This is a genomic window from Jingyaoa shaoxingensis, assembly GCF_014385005.1.
Classification (GTDB): domain Bacteria; phylum Bacillota; class Clostridia; order Lachnospirales; family Lachnospiraceae; genus Marvinbryantia; species Marvinbryantia shaoxingensis.
In genome coordinates, this window is the sequence record NZ_JACRSZ010000008.1 from 14,799 (window position 1) to 41,798 (window position 27,000).

Annotated in this window: 25 protein-coding genes and 1 riboswitch; of the genes, 6 read left to right on the forward strand and 19 right to left on the reverse strand. The window is 42.6% G+C overall.

What is annotated here, in order from left to right; translation table 11 throughout:
• Positions 1–126 precede the first annotated feature (126 nt).
• Positions 127–1,482: a type 2 periplasmic-binding domain-containing protein gene (locus H8716_RS08805; RefSeq protein WP_249308213.1), complete on the reverse strand. Its 1,356-nt coding sequence runs from the start codon at positions 1,480–1,482 to the stop codon at positions 127–129.
• Positions 1,483–1,554: 72 nt separating this feature from the next.
• Positions 1,555–2,571, reverse strand: coding sequence for a LacI family DNA-binding transcriptional regulator (locus H8716_RS08810; protein WP_249308215.1), 1,017 nt, complete (start codon positions 2,569–2,571; stop codon positions 1,555–1,557).
• Between the two features lie 512 nt (positions 2,572–3,083).
• Here H8716_RS08810 and H8716_RS08815 point away from each other — a divergent pair.
• Positions 3,084–5,522 (forward strand): GH36-type glycosyl hydrolase domain-containing protein, encoded by a 2,439-nt coding sequence (locus H8716_RS08815; RefSeq protein ID WP_249308217.1) that lies wholly within the window; start codon positions 3,084–3,086, stop codon positions 5,520–5,522.
• 72 nt (positions 5,523–5,594) lie between these two features.
• Here the strand turns inward: H8716_RS08815 and glpK are convergent, their stop codons facing one another.
• From glpK to H8716_RS08840, 5 genes are all read right to left on the reverse strand, one after another.
• The gene (glpK, locus tag H8716_RS08820; RefSeq protein WP_249308219.1) at positions 5,595–7,094 is read right to left on the reverse strand and encodes a glycerol kinase GlpK; all 1,500 of its coding nucleotides are present in this window, start codon (positions 7,092–7,094) and stop codon (positions 5,595–5,597) included.
• Between the two features lie 68 nt (positions 7,095–7,162).
• Positions 7,163–8,290, reverse strand: coding sequence for a carbohydrate kinase family protein (locus H8716_RS08825; RefSeq protein ID WP_249308221.1), 1,128 nt, complete (start codon positions 8,288–8,290; stop codon positions 7,163–7,165).
• 162 nt (positions 8,291–8,452) lie between these two features.
• On the reverse strand, positions 8,453–9,193 hold the full coding sequence (locus H8716_RS08830; protein WP_249308223.1) for a hypothetical protein: 741 nt from the start codon (positions 9,191–9,193) through the stop codon (positions 8,453–8,455).
• Complete coding sequence (locus H8716_RS08835) at positions 9,187–9,894, reverse strand: ABC transporter ATP-binding protein (RefSeq protein WP_249308224.1); 708 nt, start codon at positions 9,892–9,894, stop codon at positions 9,187–9,189. Before H8716_RS08835 ends, H8716_RS08830 begins: the two co-directional genes overlap by 7 nt.
• A 14-nt stretch (positions 9,895–9,908) precedes the next feature.
• Positions 9,909–10,274, reverse strand: coding sequence for a GntR family transcriptional regulator (locus tag H8716_RS08840; RefSeq protein ID WP_249308226.1), 366 nt, complete (start codon positions 10,272–10,274; stop codon positions 9,909–9,911).
• Positions 10,275–10,616: 342 nt separating this feature from the next.
• Here H8716_RS08840 and H8716_RS08845 point away from each other — a divergent pair, with 342 nt between their 5' ends.
• Genes H8716_RS08845 through ybaK form a run of 3 tightly spaced genes read left to right on the forward strand, consistent with a single transcriptional unit; the run spans position 10,617 to position 12,639 of the window.
• Positions 10,617–11,519, forward strand: coding sequence for a DUF975 family protein (locus tag H8716_RS08845; RefSeq protein WP_249308227.1), 903 nt, complete (start codon positions 10,617–10,619; stop codon positions 11,517–11,519).
• Positions 11,520–11,546: 27 nt separating this feature from the next.
• Positions 11,547–12,176, forward strand: a complete 630-nt coding sequence (locus H8716_RS08850) for a metallophosphoesterase (protein ID WP_249308228.1) — start codon at positions 11,547–11,549, stop codon at positions 12,174–12,176.
• Complete coding sequence (gene ybaK / locus H8716_RS08855) at positions 12,160–12,639, forward strand: Cys-tRNA(Pro) deacylase (protein WP_249308230.1); 480 nt, start codon at positions 12,160–12,162, stop codon at positions 12,637–12,639. The genes H8716_RS08850 and ybaK overlap by 17 nt, the downstream gene beginning before the upstream one ends.
• Before the next feature lie 28 nt (positions 12,640–12,667).
• On the opposite strand, the gene H8716_RS08860 is transcribed toward ybaK, so the two are convergent.
• From H8716_RS08860 to argJ, 3 genes are read right to left on the reverse strand one after another with little or no spacing between them, the layout of a single operon-like run.
• The gene (locus tag H8716_RS08860) at positions 12,668–13,093 is read right to left on the reverse strand and encodes a hypothetical protein (protein ID WP_249308232.1); all 426 of its coding nucleotides are present in this window, start codon (positions 13,091–13,093) and stop codon (positions 12,668–12,670) included.
• Positions 13,090–14,619 carry a Y-family DNA polymerase gene (locus H8716_RS08865; RefSeq protein WP_249308235.1) on the reverse strand — a complete coding sequence of 510 codons (1,530 nt, stop codon included), beginning with the start codon at positions 14,617–14,619 and terminating at the stop codon, positions 13,090–13,092. Before H8716_RS08865 ends, H8716_RS08860 begins: the two co-directional genes overlap by 4 nt.
• Positions 14,620–14,662: 43 nt before the next feature.
• Positions 14,663–15,907, reverse strand: coding sequence for a bifunctional glutamate N-acetyltransferase/amino-acid acetyltransferase ArgJ (gene argJ / locus H8716_RS08870; protein ID WP_249308236.1), 1,245 nt, complete (start codon positions 15,905–15,907; stop codon positions 14,663–14,665).
• Between the two features lie 131 nt (positions 15,908–16,038).
• Between argJ and H8716_RS08875 the strand changes: the two genes are divergently transcribed.
• Entirely contained in the window at positions 16,039–16,446 is a 408-nt protein-coding gene (locus H8716_RS08875) for a LysR family transcriptional regulator (RefSeq protein ID WP_249308237.1), read from the forward strand.
• A gap of 138 nt (positions 16,447–16,584) precedes the next feature.
• Positions 16,585–16,687: riboswitch (cobalamin riboswitch) on the reverse strand.
• A gap of 104 nt (positions 16,688–16,791) precedes the next feature.
• Here H8716_RS08875 and H8716_RS08880 read toward each other — a convergent pair.
• The 3 genes from H8716_RS08880 to tnpA form a co-directional block, all read right to left on the reverse strand.
• Complete coding sequence (locus tag H8716_RS08880) at positions 16,792–18,093, reverse strand: ATP-binding protein (RefSeq protein WP_249308239.1); 1,302 nt, start codon at positions 18,091–18,093, stop codon at positions 16,792–16,794.
• 423 nt (positions 18,094–18,516) lie between these two features.
• Complete coding sequence (locus H8716_RS08885) at positions 18,517–19,623, reverse strand: RNA-guided endonuclease TnpB family protein (protein ID WP_249308241.1); 1,107 nt, start codon at positions 19,621–19,623, stop codon at positions 18,517–18,519.
• Positions 19,620–20,018 carry an IS200/IS605 family transposase gene (gene tnpA, locus H8716_RS08890; RefSeq protein WP_249308243.1) on the reverse strand — a complete coding sequence of 133 codons (399 nt, stop codon included), beginning with the start codon at positions 20,016–20,018 and terminating at the stop codon, positions 19,620–19,622. Before tnpA ends, H8716_RS08885 begins: the two co-directional genes overlap by 4 nt.
• A 299-nt stretch (positions 20,019–20,317) precedes the next feature.
• Here tnpA and H8716_RS08895 point away from each other — a divergent pair, with 299 nt between their 5' ends.
• Positions 20,318–21,307, forward strand: coding sequence for a nucleotidyltransferase family protein (locus tag H8716_RS08895; protein ID WP_249308245.1), 990 nt, complete (start codon positions 20,318–20,320; stop codon positions 21,305–21,307).
• A 13-nt stretch (positions 21,308–21,320) separates the two neighbouring features.
• Here the strand turns inward: H8716_RS08895 and H8716_RS08900 are convergent, their stop codons facing one another.
• From H8716_RS08900 to dctP, 6 genes are all read right to left on the reverse strand, one after another.
• Entirely contained in the window at positions 21,321–22,223 is a 903-nt protein-coding gene (locus H8716_RS08900) for an AEC family transporter (protein WP_249308248.1), read from the reverse strand.
• Positions 22,224–22,360: 137 nt separating this feature from the next.
• Positions 22,361–23,038, reverse strand: coding sequence for an RraA family protein (locus H8716_RS08905; protein WP_249308249.1), 678 nt, complete (start codon positions 23,036–23,038; stop codon positions 22,361–22,363).
• A 16-nt stretch (positions 23,039–23,054) separates the two neighbouring features.
• Positions 23,055–24,071 carry a C-terminal binding protein gene (locus H8716_RS08910; protein WP_249308251.1) on the reverse strand — a complete coding sequence of 339 codons (1,017 nt, stop codon included), beginning with the start codon at positions 24,069–24,071 and terminating at the stop codon, positions 23,055–23,057.
• A gap of 31 nt (positions 24,072–24,102) precedes the next feature.
• On the reverse strand, positions 24,103–25,395 hold the full coding sequence (locus tag H8716_RS08915; RefSeq protein WP_249308253.1) for a TRAP transporter large permease: 1,293 nt from the start codon (positions 25,393–25,395) through the stop codon (positions 24,103–24,105).
• Positions 25,392–25,883 (reverse strand): TRAP transporter small permease, encoded by a 492-nt coding sequence (locus tag H8716_RS08920; RefSeq protein WP_249308255.1) that lies wholly within the window; start codon positions 25,881–25,883, stop codon positions 25,392–25,394. Before H8716_RS08920 ends, H8716_RS08915 begins: the two co-directional genes overlap by 4 nt.
• A 92-nt stretch (positions 25,884–25,975) precedes the next feature.
• Positions 25,976–26,980, reverse strand: coding sequence for a TRAP transporter substrate-binding protein DctP (dctP, locus tag H8716_RS08925; protein ID WP_249308256.1), 1,005 nt, complete (start codon positions 26,978–26,980; stop codon positions 25,976–25,978).
• Between the last annotated feature and the right edge of the window lie 20 nt (positions 26,981–27,000).

A 27,000-nucleotide genomic window follows, 5' to 3' on the forward strand; every position in this document is an offset into this window, starting at 1 on the left:
AAACCCCGCGAATTCTTATATGATAAATCTTTTCCCTCTTTTAAAAAGGAACCGCCCGGCCCACTCACGCCGCGGGCAGAGCGGTTCTCATTTTCTTATAATTACACGGATTGTTCAGTGCATAGCTTATTTATTTAAGTAGTTTTCTTCGTAAGCTGCCTGTGCGTTAGCTGCTACGTCTTCTGGGCTCATTTCACCATTCATCATAGTCTGAAGGTCTGTGTTCAGAACTGACCATACAGCACTGTCGATGTAGGAGTCATAGATTTCGCAAGGATCTGTATCAACATAAGACCAGTTGTAGAAATCCTGTGTAATCTGATCGAATCCGCTAAGGTCAACATCATCCACTTTGGTAAGTCCGCCAAGTGCATAGTTTTCAGCTACATAGCTTGCAAATGCAGGTCCTGTAAGTTCCTGAGCCAGATCGATTGCTGCTGCAAGTTTATCAGGATCTTCTGCAACCTTAGGATTGATTGCTATAGCATATCCAAGACCAATATTCTGTGAGTTAGGAGCTTCTGTTGCATCTGCCGGCTGTGGAAGTACTGCAAAACCGATCTGATCGAATTTATCTGTTTCCTGCAGAGATGCCCAGATGTAAGATTCATCCCAGTTACCACCGATAAATGCTGCTGCATCGCCGGAGATGTAGTATTCACGAGCATCTTCATTTGTTACTGCGTTGAAGTCTTCGTTGAAGATCTTGGTTTCGTTGAACAGATGCTGTGTTTCTTTCAGAGCCGCTACGAATGTATCATCTGTGAATGCAGCGCCGTCTTTTGCGATCAGGCTTGAGAACCATTCCGGACCTGTGTATCTGTTGCCCAGAGTTGACAGGAAGCATGAGTTAGCCTGCCACTGTCCGCCGTTACCAAATGCGATAGTTGTAATACCCTGTTCGTTAAAGTATTCGGAAGCTTTTTCTACATCTTCCCATGTGCTTGGGAATGTATCGAATCCAGCATCTTTCCACATCTGTTTGTCGTAAATTACTACTGTACAGGTACCACCTGTCAGTGCAGGGAATCCATAGATCTTGTCACCAACTGTGAATGGTGTGAAGTATGCCTGATTATACTGATCATAATATGGTGAAGCTTTGATGGTATCTGTCAGATCCATAACCAGACCCTGATCTGCCCATGCGATAGTGTTCATACCCTGAAGTAAGAATACATCCGGAAGGTCATCAGCTGCTGCCAGTGTAGCAATCTCTGTCTTGTACTCTGCGTTAGCGATAACGTTCTGATTCAGTGTGATGTCCGGATGAGCTGCTTCCCAGTTAGCGATTGTAGTACGGAATGCATCAGATCCACCATTTCCATCAGCCTCTTCTGATGTAGAGTAGTGCATCAGTTCCAGCTCTCCCTTGTAAGCCAGATCTGTTGCTGCTACATCTGTAGCTGCTGCAGCGGATAATCCCATAGATGCTGCCATTGCAGATGCTAATGCGATACTAACTACCTGTCTCTTTTTCATGATGTTACTTCCTCCTTTAATTTAAATATGATATTAAGTTCTTTCTATCTGTTGCGCAGATTCCACTCTGCGTTAACATTCTCTGTTACGTGCGACCGTTGCACCCTTGAAAAGTACCCCATCTATGGAAAACTTATCAATCAGTGTTGTCTTTGGATGCTCGATCAGATTGATCAACTTGTGAGCTGCGGTACTTCCGATCTTACCGGTATCCTGACAAAGCGTTGTCAGTTTCGGATCCATCATCCGTACCAGTTCAATTCCATCGTATCCGGTAACGGATATGTCCTCCGGTATCCGAAGTCCTCTTTCTTTGATCACATTCATGCCTCCGACGGCTGCATAGTCATCCGGGTACATGATACAGGTTGGTGGATTAGGAAGATCCAGAAGTTCTTCGGTTGCTTTCGCTGCCATCTCCAGATTACGGTAAGCTGCTTGTTTTACGTATTCATCTGGAATATCCAGCCCATATCTCTGGGTTGTCCGGTAGAACCCGCTGAGCCGGTTCCTGGTAACCGGGGTATCATCTCCGTGAATGTAAGCAATCTTCTTGTGTCCCATGCTGTAAATGTAATTCACCAGTTCTTCAACACCCTGCACATTATTGGAAACTACTGCGATCTTACCTTCAAAAGTATGATCAATGGTAACCACCGGTAAGTCTGAGCGGATCAGATCCTGAATATCTTCTTCGTAGTACTTGAAACAGGCTACCAGTACTCCATCTACTCCCCGGTATCTGCAGCGTTCATAAAAACTCATGTTCTGTCCGCCTGCATGTCCGGCAATAAATGTGATGTCATATCCCTTTTCTTCTGCTGTATATTTGAAACTTTCCAATACATGATTGAAATACTCATGTGTCAGTCCGTTCATGGCAGCATCTACAAAAAGGACTCCTAAATTGTAGCTTTTCTTTGTCTTCAGTGCCCTTGCAGAAGAATTCGGAAGGTATCCCATCTCGTGTGCAGTTCTGATAATCAGATTCCTGGTATCTTCTCCGATATCCGAATACCCGTTCAGTGCCTTGCTGACACTGGCAATGGATACATGGCACTGTTTAGCGATGTCTTTCATAGAAACCATTGCGTCGTGCCTCTCAATTCTTTCTAGTCAATTTCAAATCCCTTAATCGTTTTCGTAACTGTATTTTATATCCTTTTGCACAAAAGATCAATAGATTTTCCAATATTTTTGATCGTTTTGACATCTTCGTCCAGTTGCACAATTGTACCTCAGTGCGCATTGTATATTTACTAGTACAAAGTTCCAGAAAACGCATCAAATTAACGAAAGGTTTCGTTCCGGTTTTCCCACCATTCTGTTTCTTCTATAATTCATCATTTTTCGAAAACACATTGCACTGTAGATCCATGCGCCTACATAAACATAATGCAGGTTTCCCGTTCGTTTTTATATATCGAAAAAACAGTTGCTTTTCTCTCCATCATCCGCTATACTTAGGGAAAGTCAAATTCATATCTTTTCGTTATAAAATTTTATTCTTTTCGGTTTTCATTTTCCGTTTTCGTTTTTTCGTTTTATTTCTTAAATTGTTTCCACACATTTTTTCAGTTATTTGATGGAGGTTTATAATTATGAAATTCGGTCATTTTGATGATGAAGCCAGAGAATATGTCATTACTACCCCTGCCACACCACTCCCGTGGATCAACTATCTGGGCACAGAAGGTTTCTTCTCCCTGATTTCCAATACATGCGGTGGATACAGCTTCTATAAAGATGCAAAGCTGCTGCGGATCACCCGTTATCGTTATAATGCACTGCCGATTGATTCTAACGGAAAGTATTACTATATCAAAGATGGTGACACCATCTGGAATCCCGGCACCATGCCATCCAAAACACCGGTAGATTCCTATGAATGCCGTCATGGTATGGGATACAGCCGTTTTATTTCGTCCAAAAACGGACTGGAAGCAAATCTGCTTGCCTTTGTTCCGGTTGATGCTTCCTGTGAAATCAACCGTCTGGTACTGACCAACCATTCAGACCAGGAAAAACAGATTTCACTTTTCTCTTATGTAGAATTTTGTCTGTGGAATGCCATGGACGATATGACCAACTTCCAGAGAAACTTAAGTACCGGTGAAGTGGAGATTGAAGGAAGCACTGTTTATCACAAAACTGAATATCGTGAACGCCGTAACCACTACAGTTTCTTCACAGTAAATTCTGATATTGATGCTTATGACACCAGCCGTGATGAATTCCTTGGACTGGGTAATGGTAATGCATTCCCAGATGCAGTTACAGAAGGAAAATGCCGTAATTCTGTAGCCAGCGGATGGTATCCGATTGCCAGTCATCAGATCAATCTGACCTTACAGCCTGGCGAATCCAGAGAACTGATTTTCCTGCTGGGATACTGCGAGAATCCGCAGGATCAGAAATGGGAAGCTCCGAATATCATTAACAAGGCTCCGGCTCATGCCCTGATCGAACGTTTTTCTACCGAAGAACAGGTAGCAAAAGCCTTTGATAACCTGCATGCTTACTGGGATCAGCTTCTTTCCCGCTACACGGTAAAGAGCCATGATCCTCATGTAAACCGCATGGCAAATATCTGGAACCAGTATCAGTGTATGATTACCTTCAATATGTCCCGGTCTGCATCCTACTACGAATCCGGAACCGGACGTGGTATGGGATTCCGTGATTCCTGTCAGGATCTGCTTGGCTTCGTACATCTGATTCCGGAACGTGCGAGAGAACGTATTCTGGATATTGCTGCTACCCAGTTTGAAGATGGAAGTGCTTATCATCAGTACCAGCCTCTGACCAAAAAAGGGAATCTGGATATCGGCAGCGGATTTAACGATGACCCATTGTGGCTGATTGCCGCTGTTTCCGCTTATCTGAAAGAGACCGGAGACTTCAGTATTCTGGATGAAATGGTAAACTTTGATAATCAAAAGGAAAAAGCAGATACACTGTACGAACATCTGCACCGCTCCTTTACCTATACCTGCACACATCTCGGTCCGCACAAGCTGCCTCTGATCGGACGTGCTGACTGGAATGACTGTCTGAATCTGAACTGCTTCTCCAAAGAACCTGGGGAATCCTTCCAGACTACCGGTCCTTCCGAAGGCCCTGTTGCTGAATCTGTATTTATTGCAGGTATGTTTGTAAAATATGGAAAAGAATTTGCAGATATCAGCCGTCTCTCCGGTCACGAAGATCTGGCAGAACAGGCAGAATCTGCAGTTGCCGATATGTATCAGACCGTTCTGGATGCCGGATGGGACGGCGAATGGTTCCTGCGTGCATACGATGCAGAAGGTAAGAAAGTTGGTTCCGACGAATGTGAAGAAGGTAAGATTTTTATCGAACCACAGGGATTCTGTGTTCTGGCTGGCATCGGTGTAGAAGAAGGACTTGCAGAGAAAGCTCTGGATTCTGTAAAAGAACGTCTGGATACCAAATACGGTGTAATGATTCTCCAGCCGGCATATACACATTACTATCTGAATCTTGGTGAGATCTCTTCCTACCCACCAGGATATAAAGAAAATGCCGGTATTTTCTGCCACAACAATCCATGGGTATCTATGGCAGAAACTGTTATCGGACGCGGAAATCGTGCTTTTGAGATCTACAAAAAAACTTGCCCTTCTTATATTGAGGACATCAGCGAGATACATCGCACAGAACCTTATGTATATTCTCAGATGGTTGCCGGTGCCGATGCCAAATTCCACGGTGAAGCAAAGAACAGCTGGCTGACCGGAACTGCTGCATGGACATTCTGTAACTTATCTCAGGCAATCCTGGGTGTGCAGCCATCTTACAAGGGTCTGACCATCGATCCATGTATTCCGGAAGACTTCGGTGATTTTCAGCTTACACGTCGTTTCCGTGACGCCATGTATTACATTGATGTGGTAAATCCAGATCATGTTCAGAAAGGTGTTCAGAAAGTTACTGTAGATGGAAAAGATTACGACGGTTGTCTGATTCCTTTCGAAGCAGGTAAAAAAGAATATCACGTAACAATACATATGGGCGCTTAATATTATATAGATCCTCCATATTATAAAAGGAGCGGTGGATTCGAACTGATCGAATCTTCCGCTCCTGTATTTTTACGATTCTTCTTTTGCCCAGCCATAAGCATATTTTACTGCTTTGTTCCAGCCTTTTAACCGTCGCTGCCGTTCCTCTTCTGTGATCTCCGGATAAAACACCTGATCAACAGCCCAGTTCTTCTGAACTTCTTCTTTATTTTTCCAGTAACCGACTGCCAATCCCGCCAGATATGCAGCTCCCATTGCAGTCGTCTCCACGCAGCCCGGACGTTTCACCGGTGCATTCATAATATCTGCCTGTGTCTGCATCAGAAAATCATTGGCACTGGCACCTCCGTCTACCTTCAAAGCAGACAGATCAATACCCGAATCTGCTTTCATAGCTTCCAGTACATCATTGACCTGATAAGCAATTGACTCCAGCGTTGCACGGATAATATGATACTTATTTACTCCCCGTGTAATTCCTACGATAGTTCCCCTTGCATACTGATCCCAGTGGGGTGCACCCAGTCCCGTAAATGCGGGAACCACATAGCAGCCATTGGTATCTTTCACTTTCTTTGCCATGTACTCCGAATCCTGTGCGGAATCAATCATCCGCATCTCATCTCTCAGCCACTGAATAGATGCTCCTGCTACAAAAATAGAGCCTTCCAGCGCATAATTAACTTTTCCGTCCAGTCCCCAGGCAATGGTCGTTACCAGTCCATTTTGGGAGAAAACCGGTTTTTCCCCGGTATTCATCAGCATAAAGCAGCCTGTTCCGTAGGTATTTTTCGCCTCTCCTGCCGAAAAACAAGTCTGTCCAAATAATGCTGCCTGCTGATCACCTGCTGCCCCTGCAATCGGAATACTTCCGCCAAGATAAGACGGATCAGTTTTTCCATAGATACAGCTGGATGGCTTCACATCCGGAAGCATGCACTTCAGAATATTCAGTTCCTTCAGAATCTCATCATCCCACTGCAACGTATTGATATTAAAGAGCATGGTTCTGGATGCATTGCTGTAATCCGTCACATGTACTTCCCCTTTGGTCAGCTTCCAGATCAGCCAGGTCTCCACTGTTCCAAAAAGCAGTTCACCCTTTTCTGCCCGTTCCCGCGCTCCCGGCACATGCTTCAGAATCCACCGGATCTTTGTTGCAGAAAAATAGGCATCAATCACCAGTCCGGTCTTCTTCCGGAATACCTCCGTCAGCCCCTTTTCTTTCAGAGAATCGCAATACTCTGATGTCCGGCGGCACTGCCAAACAATGGCATGATAAATCGGTTCACCCGTATTCTTATCCCAGATAATCACTGTTTCACGCTGATTGGTAATGCCGATTGCCGCAATATCCTTTGCTGATGCACCAATCATGCTCATTGCTTCTACTGCGACTCCAAGCTGACTCGCCCAGATCTCATCTGCATCATGCTCCACCCATCCCGGCTGTGGGAAATACTGTTTGAATTCCCGCTGTGCCACACTGCACATCGTGCCTTTTTCATCAAATAGAATACAGCGGTTACTGGTCGTTCCCGCATCCAGCGCCATAATATATTTTGCCAAGCTTACGTCCTCCCTACTCGTGAATTATAGATTTTTCGAACTATGCATCCTGTACATCCGGTCATCGATTAAATGAAATCTACTTTGTCCCATCCGGCTTCGATCTTTTTCTTTAATTCCTCAAAAGACTTCAGACCACTTAATGCATCATACGCTGCTACGCAGGATGCCCCGGTTCCCGCAGCCAGATGCAGTGCATCTTCCGGTGTATAGCCATCTGCCATCGCTGTCAGGAATGCTGCAATCGATGTATCTCCCGCACCTGTTCCTGACAACACCTTTTCCGGTACATAACTCTTTTCAAAATACTCTTTTTCAGCCCATGCATCTGTGTCCAGGTCAAGTCTGTCACTGATCTGGGTCAATGCTTCTCTGGATGTACTGCAGAAATACATGCCTGGCACACCACACTTCAGAAGAAGAATCTTAGCTCCCATCTTCATACATTCCTGTGCCAGAGGCTTTACATCCTTCTCAATATCCAGTACCTCTGTCACATCTTTGCCTGCTGCGCGTTCCTGCCATTCCCGGAACCGTTCTTTGTCCAGCATATAACAGAGTTCTTCCACACTTGGGACAAAAATATCAATATACGGCATGACTCTCTCCAGCACATGATACCAGTCTACTTTTCCTGCCTCTGAAGCCTCATCCACAGCAGCCAGATCCATAGAAGTTGCTACGCCCGCTTCCTTTACTTTCTTCATCATCTTTACCAGTTCTTCGCCATCGTTCACATACATAGAACGCATGATTGGCGGATATCCAAAATGGAACAGTGCCGCATCCTTCAATTCTTCTTCCGAGATATCTTCTGTATAAAATGCATTATTGGCTCCCGGATTGTGCAGAAAAATCCGATCAATTCCCGGCACTGCCACAACTACCGTATAAGAAGTTGCCTCTGTGTCGGAAACCGACAGTTCCTCTTCCACGTCATATTTTTTCAGTACATTTTTTACAATTTCACCAAATGCATCATCGCCGATTTTTCCCATGAGAGAAACATTGGCTCCCAGAATCTTCATGGCAAGCCCTGTATTCGCCACCGCTCCGCCGGTGCTGACCGTTGCATTCCCCACTTCAATCAGCTTGCCCGGAATCAGCAATTCCTGAATCTTGCTCACATTTTTTCCCTGAATCGCCGGTGTAATATCCACACATATATGTCCTGCAACAATGATTTTCTTCTTCATAATATGTAAAAACCTCCTGTGTTTATAAACATAAAACAGACATGCAGGAACGCTTTTTTGTCCCTGCATGTCTATTTTACACAAGTATTTATTCTCATTCAAGTAAAACTTTGTCACATTTGTGTTGTATTCCGGTCTCTAATCTGTATCCGGCAACATCTCTTATACACTTAATTTCTTCTCCATAATCCATCCGCTGAACAGATATACCAGAATCGCTATAACCAGTGCCGCTGCAATATACAGTGCATACTGCAGATCCATATCAGACAGTTCCGGCAGATGATCCATTCCGGTTCCAAAGAGCCATGACAGAATCAGGAAAATCACAAATGCTGCCAGACCACTGGCCTTTTTTCCTGCCAGAACAGTTGCTGAAAGGATGACAGCCAGATCTGCATTCACGATATAAACGATCCAGCCTGCCAGCGCGGTAAAAAATACAAACATCATCTGCACAGGATCCACTGTAATTCTCATGCTGACATCCAGAAAGGACTTCAACATATCCATGACCTCTTTTACTCCTCCAATGTATGCTGTGGCAACCGTAAAGTCCAATGCTGCTACCAGTACAAAGAAAATACCTGTTACCAGAATCGAGATGCCATTCTCCAGTACTTTTGCCCCAAGAATCTCGTAGCTGCTGTGGGGTGTGAGAAATAACATATAACTCTGCTTCGTATTCAGATCTCTCTGCAGTACCATCACGCTCTCCAGGCCAATATAAGCGATACCGATCACTGCACATAAAAGCAAAAATATCTCTCCCATTGCCAGAAGATTATTCTTTTCCAGGAATATTCCCAGCAAAAATGCCACTTCTGATACTGCCGTAAGTGCCAGAAGAATAAGCTTGGAAAATGCTGTCTTGCGAAATTCGTATTTCATTAATTTTAACATTGTGCCTCTCCCCCATGTCCATAGATTTCACGATATAAGTCAACTACTGATTTATTGCGGTTCATGCGCAGATCTTCTACCATACACTGTTCCACCAGCTGTCCTTCCTTCATAAAAATGGCAGCATCCACTACCCGCTCCAGTTCATCCACCAAATGACTGGAAACCACCAGCGTCACATCTTTATCCACAGCTTCCAGTATACTGGTCATGATCTGGTCTCTCGCCAGAAGATCGATCCCGTTCAGCGGTTCATCCAGCAGATAAATTTTCGCACTTCTCGCCATAGTGACAGCAATCTTCAACTTCGCCATCATACCGGAAGACAGCTTCTTTGCCTTCATATCCTCTGTCAGCTCCATCCGATCCAGCATCTGCTGATAGCGCTCCATGGAAAAATCTTCAAAAAAGTCCTGATAATATTTTCCCACATCTGCCACTGACATCCAGTTGTAAAAATACGGCTCTGTAGACATATAGGCAATCTCCTTCTTACTCTCTTTTCCAACCGGAGTACCCTGATACAGCATCTCACCCATACTTGGTTTCACCAGCCCTGCTGCCATCTTCATCCATGTAGTCTTGCCACTGCCGTTCGGTCCCAGCATGGCATATACAAGTCCTGGTTCCAGCTTCAGTGATACGCCACTCACCGCCATCTTACTGCCATAGTTCTTCGTTACTTCTCTGCTCTCTAACATACTCTCACCGTCTCCTATCTGTCTTCCTTATATTCACTCTGCTCCAGAATGCGAATGGCTTCCTCCTGGGTATACCCAAGCTGCTTCATTCCTTCCAGGAATTCATAAATCAATGTTCCGGCCATCTCTCTTCTCATTGTCCTCACCTTCTCCGGATCCTGTGTCACAAAAGTTCCTGTGCCTCGTCTGGTAAAACAGACATTCTCCATCTCCAGTTCACGGTACACTCTGCTGACCGTGTTGGGGTTAATTGTATATTCCACTGCCAGATCTCTGACAGACGGCAACTTCGCCCCAGGCTCCAGCTTTCCTGTCACAATATCCCGCTTGATAGAATTTGCCACCTGCAGATAAATCGGCAGCGAAGGATTATATTCCATAGTTTCCTCCTCGTCCCAGGAATTGTATCCTGATATATCTGACCTAGTACATCATACTGCAAATAACTGTACCACATAACTTGCCTGAATTTCCCTCTGCGGCATCAGTCCAGTTAATTTTTGTATGCTGTACCAGTTCTCACACGTACGTTCTGTATTACTGTCATAGTTGCATAGTACACTAGTATTCTCGTTTTGTCAACCTGTATTTTATTCTTTTTTTATTTTATTTACCTTCTGCATGTAGTATAATTACAGGATGCTGGGATTGTTAACGTTTCATCGAAGCCATAACCATCCTATAACAGCTTTTGAGTTTATAATGATGCAAAGGAGACAGATATGTGGAAACGATCTGATTTAAAAAGAAATGCAAAGGCAGCATTAAAAGCCAATTATCTGAAATGCATGCTGGCAGGTATCATCCTCTTGTTTGCCGCCGGAAGCCAGACTATTGGCGGTTCTTCTACCTCCACCGTGCAGGATGCCAGTGATGCTTATTACCAGAGCCTGGCCTTTATGGACGGAACGCAGAGTTCTGAGAACCCTGTCCTGAATGACACCCTGTATCTGAATACCGACGGCGAACTGACTCCTGATGGTTATCAGGCCATCTATGCTCAGGCGGAGGGTCTGATACAGGATCCGTCACTACGCATGCTGCGACGGTTTGTGATGGGACCGATGCAAGTAATATGGGACAGTATTTCCGGTTTTCTCGGTGGAGCGGCATCCCTGCTTCTCATGCTTCTTGGCATTCTGGTACTGGATCCCATTGGTATCGGAGGCTGTAAGTTTTTTATCGAAAATGCACGACATAAGAATGAGCAGACTGGTCTGAATCACCTGACCATGGCATTTAAGGACCGCAACTATATGAATATTGTGCTTACCGTACTCTGCCGCGATATTTTTGTTTTACTCTGGTCCCTGCTTCTATTCATCCCAGGTATTATAAAGTCCTATGAATACCGCATGGTTCCGTATATTCTGGCTGAACATCCTGAGATGCCGCGCCGTGAAGTTTTCCTTAAGAGCAGGGAAATGATGTCCGGTGAGAAATGGAATGCTTTCAAACTGGACTGGTCTTTTTTCTTCTGGGATTATTTAAGCATTCTCACTTTCGGACTGGCAGGTATTTTTTTCGTATATCCTTACGAACACGCCACCAACGCGGAGTTGTACCTGCGTCTGAAGGGTGACCATACCTGGAATGCGGACGGATACCGCACCTGGGATAACTAAGAATAACACCGCAGGGAGCAGGAGCATATGAGATATTATATTGCCGACTGTCATTTTTTCCATGGGGAACTGAATGACCAAATGGACTGCCGGGGATTTGCCGACACAGAAGAAATGAATAACTATATGCTGAAAAAATGGAATGCAAAAGTCCGGTCAAATGATGAAGTGGTTATTCTGGGTGACCTGTCCTGGGGAAAACCTGACGAGACGAAGGAGCTGTTAAACCGCTTAAACGGCAAACTCTATCTGATCATCGGGAACCACGACCGCTTCCATCAGAACAATGCCTATAAAACTGACCGCTTCGTCTGGATGAAGCATTATGAGGAATTGAAGGATAATAAGCGTAAAGTAATACTCAGCCATTATCCGGTCATGTGCTATAACGGTCAGTACTATCGCAATGAAAAAGGCGAAAACAAGACTTACATGCTCTACGGGCATGTGCATGACACCATGGATCAGCGGCTGATAGAGCAGTTCAGTGATATTACCAGATCTACAGTCCGAACTGGACGGGATGGAAAAGAAATGCATATTCCATGTAACATGATCAACTGTTTCTGCATGTATTCGGACTATACACCGCTGACACTGGATGAGTGGATTATCTGTGACAAAGAGAGGAGAGAACAATATGGCAAAAGAAGTTAAAACGAATGCAATGCGCATTCTGGATAAGAACAAAATCCCATATGAACTGATATCATATGAATGTGATGAATTTATTGACGGGCTGCACACCGCAGAAAAAACCGGTGCACCTGTGGAGCAGTCTTTTAAAACACTGGTTGCCCAGGGGAAAAGCAAAGCTTACTATGTATTTGTAGTGCCAATTGCAGAAGAAGTGGATCTGAAACTTGCTGCAAAGACTGTTGGTGAAAAGTCCATCGAGATGATTCATGTAAAAGATATCAATGCTATCACAGGTTATGTACGGGGCGGCTGTACACCGATCGGTATGAAAAAGCTGTTTCCTACTTATATTCAGGAAAGCGCCAAAGACTATGATCAGATCTATGTCAGCGGCGGCCGTATCGGTTACACCTTAAAATTAAATCCGCAGGACCTGGCAAAACTGGTTCGTGGAAAATTTGCAGACTTTATCGTAAAATAGGAAACGCCTCTGCTATCATGCAGGGGCGTTATTTCTCTTGTATATTGCTTATCTGATCCATTGGTATCTCGCTCTGGTTATCCAGCAGAATCGTGCGCCGGAAGGTGTCCAGCTTCTGGATCCTTCCTGTTTCTGTTACATATCTTCCACCGGATTTTCTCGCATCGGGGCAAAAATAGGTAACCGAAATATCCGGATGACCCTGATATTTTTCCAGAAGTGTATACAGAATCTCATTCAGCCGTTCTTTTTCTCCTTCATCCAGTTCTGCTCTTTCTTCTGTCACTCTTGCCGCTTCCTGCACCGCTGCCTCATGTCCGGTCAGAGCCGCAAAAGGCGAGAACTGCGCAGCACGGTCATAGCGGGACATCTGTGGATGTTTTCCGGATACATGATGGGGCATATGAAGCATCTCTTCATAAGCAAAGGACACTTTTTTCTTTTCTTCGCTCATGCCTTATGTCCTCCAATCTGATCATTTCTTTGTCTTGCCATCGCGCCTTCTTCCAGATTCATTCCTTTCAATATGGCATTTTTCCCGAATTTCTTTTTAATGCTAAGCATAGCCTGCTGCATCTTCTTTTCTTTCTCCAGTTCCACATCTTCCTCTTTACGCTGCTTCTCCAGCACATCATAATCGGTAAAAAGGTCTAGCTGTTCAAATGATGTTGTCTGCTGAACTTCGCTTTCTCTCACCACATGATTCGCTGTGATGGTTATACGCCGTATCAAAAGCTCCGGATTGACAATTCGATCAAACAATTCTTCTGCTGCCTCCATAAGCAGCCTGGTGGACGCTGTAGCCTTCTTTAAATTTTGCGTCCCATGGCCGTGTTTTGGCACCTGGCGTCCATAATGATCTGTGGTAATCGGTCCATGATACTTCTTTCGAATCTCTGGTCTTGATAAATTTTCAATATCATAACCGATGGTCAGCACGATCTGATCTGTCACCATACCTTTTTCTACAAGATCCAAAGACATCAGATCTGTCATTTCTCTCACAACCAGTCTGGCATTCTCCACAGTGTAGGCACATTGAAGTACCATGCCGGAACAAATACTGTTATTTTCCGGCTTATAGCTTTTAATATCACTCATTTCTACCGGTTCCCAGCCCCAGGCATGGTCAATCAAAAGTTCTGCATTGATTCCAAAAAGCCGGTACAGCAGATCTTCGTTATAAAAATCTGTTTCTTTCCCAATGGAGCATCTGGCGATGTCTCCCATGGTGTGAATTCCATATTCTGCCAGCTTTCTGGCATAACCGCGACCCACTCGCCAGAAATCCGTAATTGGTCTGTGATTCCACAAAAGCTTTCGGTAACTGAATTCATCCAGCACTGCAATTCGTGCTCCATGCTCATCTGCCGGCATATGTTTGGCAACAATATCCATGGCAACCTTGCACAAATACAGATTGGTTCCGATTCCTGCTGTTGCTGTCATTCCTGTAACATCATAAATATCTTCCATAATTTTCGCTGCCAGCTCTTCTGCCGTCATCCCGTAGGTGCCAAGATAATGAGTCGCATCGATCATCACTTCATCAATGGAATACACATGTATATCCTCTGGGGCAATGTATTCCAGATAAATATGATAAATATCTGTACTGCGCTGCAGATAAAGCGACATACGAGGCTGCGACACAATATAGTCCAGTTTCCAGTCAGGATGTGCCGCCAGTTCCCCTGCATCTGCCGAAGATCCCGTAAACCGATGTCCCGGTGCCTTCTGCAGACGCTGGCAGTTGATCTCTTTTACCTTCTGCACCACTTCAAATAATCTGGCCCGCCCCGGTATTCCATATGCCTTCAGAGACGGAGACACCGCCAGACATATGGTTTTTTCCGTCCTCGAAATATCCGCTACTACCAAATTGGTGTCCATAGGATTTTTCTTCAACTCGCGACACTCTACGGAGGCATAAAAAGATTTCAGATCAATGGCAATATATGTATGCTTTTTTTCCGGCATCTTCCATCACCTCCGTCCCCAATGGCTCCCCAATGGCTCGCTCCTATGAACGATAATCTCCGTTGATCTTTACGTAATCATACGTCAGATCACATCCCCATGCTTTCGCCTGTGCTTTGCCCTGTTTTAATTCTACTAATATGTGAATTTCTTCTGCGGAAAGGATTTTTGCGGCAATTTCCTCTGAGAATTCTACTCCGGATCCGTCTCTGCAGACTGCAATTTTTCCGAATTCTGATTCAAAATCCACATCTACTTTATCAATGTCGAACTCTGCCTCTGCATAACCGATAGCACATAATACACGTCCCCAGTTCGCATCTTCTCCAAACATGGCACATTTCAGAAGTGGGGAACGAATCACACTTTTTGCAATGATAATTGCAGTCTCCTGATCCGGTGCACCGGTTACACTACATTCCAGGAGTTTGCTTGCCCCTTCTCCGTCTGCCGCCAGCATACGGGTCATGTTCATCATCACAATGTACAGAGCCTGACGGAAGATATCATAATCTTCCCCTTCTTTGTCAATCAGTTTGTTGCCTGCCAGACCATTTGCCATAACGGTTACGGTATCGTTAGTAGAAGTATCTCCATCTACACTGAGACAATTGTAGGTAACTTTTACCACGTCACTTAATGCTTTCTGAATGAGTTCCGGCGTGATCGCCACATCAGATGTAAGGAAGTTCAATGTAGTTGCCATATTCGGATGAATCATACCGCTTCCTTTTGCCATTCCACCCATACGGCAGATAGCATCACCAATTTTGAATTCCACTGCTACCTGTTTCATAACAGTATCTGTCGTCATGATGGCATAAGCAGCCCGGTCATTTCCGTCTGCCGTCATACCTTCTGCCAGTGGTTTCATATATTCTTCAAAAGGCTGAATAGACAGTCTCTGTCCAATAACGCCTGTTGATCCGATAATCACTTCTTCCGGTTTGATTCCAAGCTGATCTGCCGCCAGTTTGCATGCTTTTTCTGCAATCTCAATACCGTCAAAATTACAGGTATTGGCATTCTTGGAATTTGCCAGAATTGCATGCGCGATACCATGGCTCTTTTTCAGATTCTCACGTGTCACAATGACCGGCGCACCCTTTACTTTATTCAGTGTATACACACCAGCTGCACTGCAAGGTTCTTTGCTATATACCAGACACAGGTCATTTTTCTTCTTATCCGGATTAATTCCGGCATTTAAACCATTTGCCACAAAGCCCTGCGCTGCGCAGACACCGCCGTCTACATAAGTGTAACCTTCAAAATTTTCTAACTTCATTTCTTCATCCTCCTCACCATCAACTTAGTTCTATTATAAACACATTTCCTGATTTGCAAAGAAAAAAATATTCCATATGAGATAGTTTTGATCGGCAGAGCCAGAAAACTCCGTCACCACAGGAGACCATCATGACCATTCAAAATCTCAGATACATCATAGAAATTGCCCGCTGCCATTCTATTTCCAAAGCTGCAAAATCGCTTTTCATGACCCAGTCAGCGATTTCTAATGCGGTTAAAGAAACAGAAGCCGAACTGGGTATACAGATTTTTAACCGCACCAGCCATGGCGTTACCCTCACTTTTGATGGAGAAGATTTTTTGCCTTATTGCAAAGAAATTGTTGCAAAAATGGATTATATACAGAATCGGTATCAGAATCGAAGTTCTGCTCGGATGAATTTTTCTGTTTCCTGTCAGTATCTTCCTTTCGCTGTGCGGGCATACCGCATTTTTCTCTCTGCGTTGTTTTCCCTATTCCACCTTTTCCATAAAAAGCAAGTTTCATCATGTTTATTTTCCCTTCTGCATAGGTAAAAAGACTCTGATCCTAACGACCAGAGCCTTTCTTATCAATAAACCTTTTTATCTGTACCATATAATATCTGTAATATCATTCATTTTACACCATAACAGGTTCATATGAGCAGAAATCCCAATAGATCGTTGAGAATAAATGCTGACTTAGGATCTCCGCATTCTTTTTGCCTTCCCAGTGACATTTACAAGATGCTCCCCATTCACAGTGGCGGTACCGTATCAGATTCACACTGATTTCCATATCAATTGCTCATTTTTCATTTTCTGCTTACTATAACACATCTGTTTCCGAATGAAAATCGAATATATTCTATGACTGGCTATCGTTTTTTTCGATGGGCATTACAAATACTGCTTTATGCGACAGATATTATACAGCGGAATATTGGTCATCCATTCTTGTTCTCTATAATCAGACATGGATGTGCGAACCGCATATGCCGGATGATGTTTTTCACAAAATGATTTCAGGCTTTTAGCTCGCAAATTTTCTTCTGCCTTTACCTCTACTGGCAAAACAGAGTTTTTGCCCTGTAACAGGAAATCAATTTCCCCGCTTGACTTTTCTGTAGAATAATAGTATACCTCTACACCAAGATCAGCTATAAATTGCTGAAGCACATATTGTTCTGTTAAAGCTCCCTTAAATTCTGTAAATATCCGATTCCCGTCTATGATGACTCTGGCATCCAAATCCACCATCGCTATAAGCAGACCAATATCCAAAAGATATATTTTGAATGCATTCAAATCCACATAAGCTTTTAGCGGAAGATCTGGTTTTTTGATTCTCTGTACTTTATGAATCAATCCGCAATCCATCAGCCACTGAATCGCCAGTTCAAAGTCTTTAGCTCGCGCTCCTTCTCTGACCTGCCCATAAATGTACTTCTTATTTTCCTTTGCCAATTGCATCGGAATAGAATTCCACACCAGATTCAATCTTGGAACCAATGTAGCTTCTGCGTGTTTGGAAAAATCCTGCTGGTAATAATTCAACAGATTTTTCTGAATCTCACGCACTTCATTAAAATCTTTTGTGTCAACATAACACTGCACGACTTCCGGCATCCCACCAACATAATAGTATTCTCTGACACGATCCATATATTTTGATTTAAACATCGTAACCATATCTGTATCAGAGCTATCCAGTATCTCGACAAATCTCTCTTCTCCCAATGCACACAAGAACTCCCGAAAATTTAAAGGATACAGATCCATAAAATCCACTTTTCCCACAGGAAAAGAAGTTCCTTTATGCATAGCTACACCAAGCAGCGATCCTGCTGCCACAATTGCATATTGCGGTGCTTCTTCACAGAAATACTTTAAAGCTGTCAATGCTTTCGGTACTTCCTGCACCTCATCGAAAATCAATAGTGTATCCTGACTGTCTATGGATACACCAGTCTCAGCACTAATGGCAAGAATCATTCGTTCAATATTAATGTCTCCTTCAAATACCTGACGCATCCTGATATTACTGTCAAAATTCACATAAGCTGTTTTTTTGAAGCAAGTTCTTCCAAATTCTTTCATCAGCCATGTCTTTCCAACCTGTCTGGCTCCTCGTATAATCAGAGGTTTTCTGTTCTTTTTTTCTTTCCACTGTTTTAATTTTTCCAATGCAAATCTATCCATCCTCCACCTCCTGCTTATAAGTTACTTCATTTTCTTTATTTTATTCCCGGATTTTATCTTCGTCAACATTTTTTCGGTGGAAAAAACGTAGTATATACGCATTTTTTCGGTGGAATATTTGAAATTATACGTAAAAGAGACTGTCCGGAAATAACCAGACAGCCCATCACTCTTAGTCACTATTCTTTATTTTTTCCATTTAACAGAATTGCTCCGACAAATAACCACTGCGATAATCCCTATATAGATCGGAAACAGGCTCGTGACATGCTCCCACCACTTAAATCCCTAATTTTGAAGTGGGGGCTTCTTGCTCAATGGCTCTACTGAGCCAAGTATCTACAAGCTATCCTCGCGTGCCCCGCGATTCGTTTTTACCCAGTTATGGGATATTTTCATTGTCTGGATACAGACACTTCCCATTTATCCTGCTAACAACATGCGCCGTGCTTCTTCACGTATATTGATTGCTGCATTCAGATCCCGATCTATCCGATTTCCACATGTACAAAGATATACTCTGTCCGAAAGTTTCAGTTCTTTCTTTACACTGCCACATTTACAGCATTTTTTACTGGAAGGGAAAAAACGGTCTACACGTACCAATTTCTTTCCTCTCCATGTCAGCTTATATTCCAACAATTCCCGAAACTTTCCGTAACCGTTATCCATGACACTTTTTCCAAAATGCATACACTGGCTCATTGCTTTCATATCAATATCTTCTACTGCAACAACATCATATGCCTCTGCCATTTCATGACTCAGCTTATGTAAGAAATCTTTCCTCTGGTTTCGGATTTTTTCATGACATAATGCAACACGTTTTTTCTGTCGGTAATAATTATTACTTCCTTTCACGCAATGGGATAACTTTCTTTGTTCCCTTGCCAGCCGCTCCTCACTTTTTCTGAAGTATCCTTCATTTTCCTTCTGTATATCTTCAGAAAACACAGCCATTCCATGCATTGCATAATCAATTCCAAGTATCTTTGCGTCTTCATAATCAAATTCTTCTGCTTGGTTTTCACAGTCAGATTTTTCATATAATAGACTTGCATAATACTTTCCGGATGGTTCCATACTTATTGTTACAGATTTCAGGAAATATTTTTCTGGAATATCACGATGTTTTTTCATACGGATCCATTTCAACTTCGGTAGTTTTATCCGATGATCTTCTACCTGAATATTTCCATTGACCACATTTGTCGTATAGCTTTTTCGGCTCCTGTGTTTTGATTTGAATTTTGGAAAGCCAATCTTTGGATCCCTGAAAAAATTCTTATATGCCTTTTCCAGATGCATCTGCTCATTTGCAAGTGCCAGGGAATCCACTTCTTTCAAAAATGGATATGCTTTTTTATACATCGCCGGTGTATTTCGCAGCATTTTTTTCGTTGCTTCATATTCCCGTATCTTATCATTCAACATCTGATTATATAAAAAACGACAGCAGCCAAATGTTTTTGCAAGCAGAACTTCCTGTTCTCTGTTTGGATATATACGAAAACGGTAAGCTATATTCATCTTTTTTTCTCTCCCTGCGTCTCGATATAATTACGGATAATATCAATCGGTGCACCACCCGCTGTCAACAGGCAGAAACTTTGACTCCAGAATGCTTCCTTCCAAAGTCTTTCCCTGATCTGTGGATATTCCTTTTTTAACAAACGGCTGCTTGCACTTTTATACGCATTGATAAATTTACTGAGTTCTGATTTTGGCTGTGCCCGAAACATAACATGCACATGATCAACATCATGATTCCATTCTTCCAGTGTGATTCCATAATCAGGTGCAATACGTTCCAAGATCTCTTTTGCACGTTCTGAAATCGGATCATCTATTACTTTTCTTCGATATTTCACTACCATGATCAGATGGTAATACATCAAATATACTGAATGTGCATTATGATCCATTTTATCTATATAATCAGTCCTTTCTATCCTTTCGACTGATTATAGTATACCACACTTCGCATTGCAGAACAAGTGTTCTGTTTTCTTTTTCTGCAATTCATCTCCCACCTGTAGAGGAAGGAGAATTCTTGCTAACTTTTATTAAAACGCATTCTGCAAATATCAGGATTTAAGCTGGATGATCATAAAGTCCGCCTGGAACTTCTGATTGCTTTTGAAATCATGGATGAAATGCACATAAAATTGTGATATGATAAACAACATGAAAGACATTTGTCCGCATACAGGAGAATATTATTATGATTACATTAAATGATTATTTATATTCCGGCGATACCGTTCTGAAAATCCTGCAAAAATACATCTCTGACCTGCGCGGGGATGCCCGGCGCACGCACAATGAAATTGACCTGATCCACAGTAATTTTCTTCTGCAGATTAAGGAACTGCTGGAACACAACGATTTCCTGACCGCACAGTCCCAGCAGATCCGGGAATTTTATAAATATATGGCAAAAGAATACCCCTTTCTGGCTTTCACGTTCAAGGGGCGTATTAAATCACTGATCCGTGCTGAGGAAAAATTCAATGGTTACATTGTGGAGTATATTTCTGATTATTACAGTGAGCATGGTACTTATCCACCTGTGGCTGACTTAAAAAACAGGCTGAACTGTTTTCGGGATCTGATTGCCTACCGCATCGTAATCTCTATTCCCAAATGCCATCTGAAACCGGGACAGGACCGGGAAACGGAAGAATTGAAATATCTGTATCGGATTGCCAATGTCCTACCTGAATTTCTGGAAGAACGCGGATTTACCACCGAACCGGCAAATGGTGTAAAGTACAGCACTTCACCACTGATGAATGATGATGTGAAACCATATTACCGGGACTATATCTGCGATCAGAATATCTATGGCTACCGTTCCCTGCATATCACCTTTTACGATAACAGTTCAAGGTCTTATATGGAGATGCAGCTTCGTACCAAGACCATGGATGATATTGCCGAGATCGGTTCTGCCAATCATCTGAATTATGAAAAACATCAGGAAAATGAGCGCTCCAAGCGAGATCTGATCCCGCGGGGAGAAAACGTCTATTTTGACGAAGCCTACGCCAGAGGCATGCGTCTGCTTCAATTAGATCTGTCCGAACTGGATGTGAATATGTTCGCTGCCATCAACAACAGCCTGATCAACGATGGATGCGGACTGTTCCGTGGACGTCTGATTCTTCCTTATGAGCACCTGTCCAGGTTTCAGAATGATTTGATTGACTGATAAATGATTCTTTTCACAAAATCATACTCCATATCATCGTCGTTATAACGGAGCATAATGTTGAAAATATAATCATTTCCGTCGCAAATTTTTCATCAGAATCATATTTTGATGCCAGCATGCTGGTAGTTGCACCTGCCGGCATAGCTGCCAGTAATACCGATATTCCTGTTACAAGTGCATCAACGCAAAATAACAGACACGGAATCCACACCAGTGCCGGTATTATAAGCAGACGAATCACCGTGTAATATATTACCTCTTTATTCACTAATTCCTTCGGATTAATTTCCGCCAGGATCATTCCGATTACCATCATAGAAGCAGGTGTCAGGCATCCAGAAAAAGAAGACAGTGCTTTCATTATAAAATCTGGCAGAGTCACTTGGGTGAGCATGAAAAAAATTCCAACTATACAGGCAATAATGCACGGATGAGTTGCTACTTTCTTTATAACTTTTTTCTTATCTGTCTCTCCTGAAAAAATAGCAAGACCTGCGGACCACATCACAATTCTCTGCGGAATTAAATATACGGATGCAAGTGCCAGTCCCGCACTTCCATACACTCCCTCTGCAATCGCATTTCCCAGAAAGCCAGCGTTAGAACAAATAATACCATAACGAAGGCAGTTACCTTTAGGTGTCTCCTTTTTGCCATACAGCACCTTTCCCAATACTTCACATCCTGTCTGGATCAACAGCGATATCAATAAAATTTCACCAAACTGCATCAATGTTTTTATAGAGAACTCAATCATAAAAGACTTCACAATACTGCACGGCAATATGAAATCAATCACAAGATCCGTCATATTCTTCTGTCCCGTTTTTCCAAATATTCCTGTTTTTTTCAGTACAACACCTGCCAGAATCATCAGACACATGGCAAGCTGCAAACTAATCATTTCTCTCATGACATTCTCTCTCATCGTATCATGTTATTCAACTTCTATTATATTTCATCTGGTAACTGTTGAAAAATCGGAATAAGTGCTATGCTTTACACTTATCCCGATTCTTGAAAAGGAGATTGTTGAAAGATGTATTGTTTTTATACGATTTCACATCCGATTTCTTTTAACTTCTCATCTACCCATGGACGAATATAAGTTCCATCTTCCAGAATATGTTTCATGATATCCGCCTCTTTTTTCTCTACTGCCAGAGTCGCATCCGCAATTTCTTCTGCAATTGCCGGACTAATGATAATCACACCATCATCATCTCCCACAATAATGTCCCCAGGATTTACCACCTTTCCACCAATTACTACTGGAACATTTATTTCTCCAGGTCCATTCTTATATGGACCATTTGGCGTAGCAGAACGTGCATATACCGGGAAATCTTCCATTGCTGCAAGACCGCCTCTGTCACGAATAGCTCCGTCACACACAATTCCTTTGATTCCTCTTGTTTTACAATAAGTGGCCATTAGTTCACCAAAAATCGCACGATCATCAAATCCTCCGGCATCAATGACGATCACATCTCCCGGTTTTGCCAGATCCATTGCTGCATGGAACATCAGATTGTCTCCCTGTGGTACACGTACAGTAAATGCAGTTCCTAGGAGCTGACCTTTTCCGATCGGTTCAATTGCTTTGTCTACTGCCGCAATTCTTCCCATATTATCATCAATGTTTGCCACAGGCATATCTTTGAAACGTGCTACCAGCTCTTTTGCCGGACGTTCAAAATCTTTTCTTATTTTACATCCTACTGACATTTATTTTTCCTCCTAATTATACAAACTGGTATCCAGTTTCTTTTTCTATTACACTACGATCTGCTACATTTTTCCCAGGTATTACACCTTTTATTACTGCGTCTGGTACCAGGTTGCAAACCATACTAATCTGAGTCTTCTTCGCTCCGACACCGTAAGAGCCGCTGTGAGGGCCAAGAATAACGTTATCCATCAGTAATAATGGATCGTCTTTTTCAATCGGCTCTTTTTCTACGGTATCCAGTCCGGCATACAAAATTTCGCCGTTTTCAAGTGCCCATGCCAGATCTTTCTGATTGATCACCGGTCCACGGGAAGTGTTGATGATCATGGCAGTATTTTTCATCTTTCGGAACGTTTCTTTATTAAAAACATGTGTAGTCTCCGGAGTCAGATTAACATGAACGGAAATAATATCACTTTTTTCAACCATTTCTTCAAAAGTAACAAATTCAACATGTGGATACTGTGCTTTGACAACATCTGATACGTACGGATCACAGGAGATCACTTTTGTTCCAAATCCTCCATGGAAAATATCGTGCAGATATCTTCCGGCAGCCCCAAATCCATATAATCCAAGTGTCAGTTCCCGTACATCTGGCGGAAGCAGATACTGACATTTTGGCCAGTTGCCTTTTCGAATCTCTTTGTCATAATAATTGGTATTTCGGATCAGCCCCATAATCATGGCACATGCCAGATCTGCCAATTCCTTTGCACAGAATCCCGGAAGGTTCAATACAATTACTCCATGTTCTGCTGCTGCATCCAGATCAATAGAATTCACTCCTACACCAAAACGCTGCACAAATTTTAAATCAGGCAATGACTCAATCACTCTTCTAGTCACAGGCGGATTACCTGTTCCAAGAATTGCCATTGCATCCTGACAACCTGCAATAATTTCATCTTCGGTGGTAAAATGTTGAAGTTCTAAATCAATTCCCGCTTTCGCATAAGCTTTTTTTACGGTTTCCAGTTCTTCTGATGTTACGCTTCCGTAATCTTTATCTACTACTACTGCTTTCATTCTTTATATCCTCCAAATCAATCCTGTATCTTTACATTCCAAGCAATGCCGGTAATGTTAATGAAATCTGCGGTATAAATGCAATCATCAACACAAAAATCAACGATGCAATCAGATATGGTGCCACCCCTTTTACTACCTCTGCAAAACTCACTTCCGATGTAGCGGCAGACGTAAACAGATTTAATCCGAACGGTGGTGTAATAAATCCAACAATCAATGTTACGCTGAACAGGATTCCAAGATGCATACCATCCAGTCCCAGTTCAATTCCAATCGGAATCAGAATTGGAGCAAGAATAACAATAGATGATACTGTCTCCATAACGCATCCAACCAGTAATAACAGTACAACCAGAAGAAGCAGATATACGACTTTATTACTCAGATATGGCAGTAACGCATTTGCAATTGTTTTTGGAATATTGGCTGCTGCAAGAATCGTGCCAAATGCATTAGATGCTCCAACAATAAATACTACCATTGCAGATGTTGTCACTGTTTTCTTCATAGCATTTATAAGTTTCTCCACTGTAAGCTGTCGATAAGCCAGGCCAAGAATCAACGCATATACCGCTGCTACTGTAGCTGCCTCTGTAGGTGTAAAGATTCCCCCATAGATACCACCAAGTACAAGTACCGGAAGAAAAATAACTCCGAGTGCTCTCCAGACAGAATGAAGCAGTTCTTTTGCTGTATAATGTTTATGTTCTGGCTTTATGCCTTTTCTCACAAAAAGAATCGTATTCGTAATGATGAAAAGTAAGCCTAACACAATTCCAGGCACCATAGCTGCCATAAACATTGTCGGCACAGACAGTCCCATGGTAGTTGCATATACAATCATGGCTATACTTGGGGGAACGATTGGTCCCAGTGCCCCACCAGCAGCCAGAAGCCCTGCTGCCTCTGTCTTAGTATATCCGTTGCTGGTCATAGTCGGGATCATCAGTGCACCAATTGCGGCAACTGTAGCCGGTCCGGAACCTGTCAATGCTGCAAAAAACAGACAACAGATAATTGTGATGGTTCCCATACTTCCCGGAATCCATCCGAACAACTTTTCCACACAGTCTACCAGACGCTCTGACAGGCCGCCCTGTTCCATCAGATACCCGGCAAAAGTAAAAAGTGGAATTGCCAGATATACAAAAGTATCCATACCTATTTCCATTTTCTGTGGAATAATAATCATTGGCTTCAAACCGGTTATCAGCAAAAATCCCACTACAGAAAGTTCAATGCTATAAGCAATTGGTACTCCGAAAAAAATCAAAAAGAAAAGAAGGGCAAATATAATTATTGCGTAGGTCATACCGGTCATTTGTCTGTTCCTCCTTTGATCATTTTTATGTCATCCACAATGTTTGCTATTGCATTAATTACCATACCAAGAGCTCCAACAGGAATACAGGCATAAGTATAAGACATTGGAATGCCAAGCCCTGCACTTCGCTGTTTTGCGGTCATCTGTACCAGATTAAATCCGTATTTCAGAATCACGAATGCCCCGATAAAAATCAGTATCTGAATTATCAGATCATGGCTTTTTTGTAGTTTTATTTTAGATTTTAAAGAATCATTTAAAATAGATACCACTGCGTGTCCGTAAGTTCTGACGCAGATACTTGCTCCCAGCATACTCATCCATACAAATGCAAATCTTGCGACTTCATCTGTTCCTGATAAAGAAGCATTCATGATATAACGGGTAAATACCTGAATGGTTGTGGCAACAATTACTACAATCAGAAGAATTACAGAGACGCCCATATATGCTTTATTAAAAAAATCATCTACTTTTCTAAGCATTTTGCCTTCTCCTGTCAAATATTCTGTCCTTAATTTTATTTCCGACAGGTAACTTGTACCTGCCGGAAATAATCTGTTATTATACCCACGTCCTATCGACCAAGCTTTGCTTTTACAGTATCAAGAAGATCCTGCCCAATTTCACCTGCATAGTCATCATAAATGGTAGAAGCTGCCTCAGCCAAAGATTCTTTATCTTCTACTTCATTTACAGCCAGTCCATTTGCCGCCATCTCATCAATAAATTCTTGTTCCTTATCCTGTACAAATTCACGTTCCGCATCTGTTGCTGCTTTTGCTGCTTCCAGCATCCATCCCTGTTCTTCCTCACTCAGAGTATCCCATATGGACGCTGCTATCTGAATCTGGAACGGAGAATAAAAGTGTCCGGTCAGTGACATATATTCACAGATATCTGCATAACCCGTAGAATGAATAGAAGAAATCGGAAGTTCCAGTCCATCTACTGTTCCCTGCTGAACTGCTGTAAAGGTTTCACTGAATGCCAGTGTGGTTGGATTTGCACCCATTGCCTTAAATGCATCTACATAAATAGCCGTCTCTGGAAGACGAATCTTCATGCCAGACAGATCATCTGCACTGTTAATCGGTTTTCCATTGCAAATCACATGACGAAATCCTCCATCGCCAAAGCCCAGTGATTTTACACCCATATTATAAAGATTTTCCTGCATTGGTCCTGTGATCTCTTCATCATCTAAAATAGAATATGCTTCCTCACGATCCATGAACATATATGGAAGATCAAATACCTGCCATTCCGGATCAAAGGACCCAAGGCTGAAATTTGTAATGAGAGCCATATCTACAGTACCCATCTGCATGCCTTCAAACATGTCCCGTTCTCCCCCAAGAACAGAGTCTGTTACAATATCAATACCAATACTTCCACCTGACAGTTCTTCCAGTTTGTTTGCAAATGTTACTGCATAGTACTGATACTGATCATCATCTGAACTTGTATTCACATGTCCTAGCTGGAATGTTTTATCTGCTGCCATTGCAGACATAGATGCCATAGAAAGTACTGCTCCTGCAGTAAGCATAGTTGCGACGATTCTTTTTGTGTTTTTCATAGTAATCTCTCCTTTTAAAT

Excerpts from the sequence above, each read along its gene's own strand:
- H8716_RS08805 (WP_249308213.1), bottom strand. The coding sequence starts at position 1,482 with ATGAAAAAGAGACAGGTAGTTAGTATCGCATTAGCATCTGCAATGGCA.
- H8716_RS08810 (WP_249308215.1), bottom strand. The coding sequence starts at position 2,571 with ATGGTTTCTATGAAAGACATCGCTAAACAGTGCCATGTATCCATTGCC.
- H8716_RS08815 (WP_249308217.1), top strand. The coding sequence starts at position 3,084 with ATGAAATTCGGTCATTTTGATGATGAAGCCAGAGAATATGTCATTACT.
- H8716_RS08825 (WP_249308221.1), bottom strand. The coding sequence starts at position 8,290 with ATGAAGAAGAAAATCATTGTTGCAGGACATATATGTGTGGATATTACA.
- H8716_RS08830 (WP_249308223.1), bottom strand. The coding sequence starts at position 9,193 with ATGTTAAAATTAATGAAATACGAATTTCGCAAGACAGCATTTTCCAAG.
- H8716_RS08835 (WP_249308224.1), bottom strand. The coding sequence starts at position 9,894 with ATGTTAGAGAGCAGAGAAGTAACGAAGAACTATGGCAGTAAGATGGCG.
- H8716_RS08840 (WP_249308226.1), bottom strand. The coding sequence starts at position 10,274 with ATGGAATATAATCCTTCGCTGCCGATTTATCTGCAGGTGGCAAATTCT.
- H8716_RS08845 (WP_249308227.1), top strand. The coding sequence starts at position 10,617 with ATGTGGAAACGATCTGATTTAAAAAGAAATGCAAAGGCAGCATTAAAA.
- H8716_RS08850 (WP_249308228.1), top strand. The coding sequence starts at position 11,547 with ATGAGATATTATATTGCCGACTGTCATTTTTTCCATGGGGAACTGAAT.
- ybaK (WP_249308230.1), top strand. The coding sequence starts at position 12,160 with ATGGCAAAAGAAGTTAAAACGAATGCAATGCGCATTCTGGATAAGAAC.
- H8716_RS08860 (WP_249308232.1), bottom strand. The coding sequence starts at position 13,093 with ATGAGCGAAGAAAAGAAAAAAGTGTCCTTTGCTTATGAAGAGATGCTT.
- H8716_RS08865 (WP_249308235.1), bottom strand. The coding sequence starts at position 14,619 with ATGCCGGAAAAAAAGCATACATATATTGCCATTGATCTGAAATCTTTT.
- argJ (WP_249308236.1), bottom strand. The coding sequence starts at position 15,907 with ATGAAGTTAGAAAATTTTGAAGGTTACACTTATGTAGACGGCGGTGTC.
- H8716_RS08875 (WP_249308237.1), top strand. The coding sequence starts at position 16,039 with ATGACCATTCAAAATCTCAGATACATCATAGAAATTGCCCGCTGCCAT.
- H8716_RS08880 (WP_249308239.1), bottom strand. The coding sequence starts at position 18,093 with ATGGATAGATTTGCATTGGAAAAATTAAAACAGTGGAAAGAAAAAAAG.
- H8716_RS08885 (WP_249308241.1), bottom strand. The coding sequence starts at position 19,623 with ATGAATATAGCTTACCGTTTTCGTATATATCCAAACAGAGAACAGGAA.
- tnpA (WP_249308243.1), bottom strand. The coding sequence starts at position 20,018 with ATGGATCATAATGCACATTCAGTATATTTGATGTATTACCATCTGATC.
- H8716_RS08895 (WP_249308245.1), top strand. The coding sequence starts at position 20,318 with ATGATTACATTAAATGATTATTTATATTCCGGCGATACCGTTCTGAAA.
- H8716_RS08900 (WP_249308248.1), bottom strand. The coding sequence starts at position 22,223 with ATGAGAGAAATGATTAGTTTGCAGCTTGCCATGTGTCTGATGATTCTG.
- H8716_RS08905 (WP_249308249.1), bottom strand. The coding sequence starts at position 23,038 with ATGTCAGTAGGATGTAAAATAAGAAAAGATTTTGAACGTCCGGCAAAA.
- H8716_RS08910 (WP_249308251.1), bottom strand. The coding sequence starts at position 24,071 with ATGAAAGCAGTAGTAGTAGATAAAGATTACGGAAGCGTAACATCAGAA.
- H8716_RS08915 (WP_249308253.1), bottom strand. The coding sequence starts at position 25,395 with ATGACCGGTATGACCTACGCAATAATTATATTTGCCCTTCTTTTCTTT.
- H8716_RS08920 (WP_249308255.1), bottom strand. The coding sequence starts at position 25,883 with ATGCTTAGAAAAGTAGATGATTTTTTTAATAAAGCATATATGGGCGTC.
- dctP (WP_249308256.1), bottom strand. The coding sequence starts at position 26,980 with ATGAAAAACACAAAAAGAATCGTCGCAACTATGCTTACTGCAGGAGCA.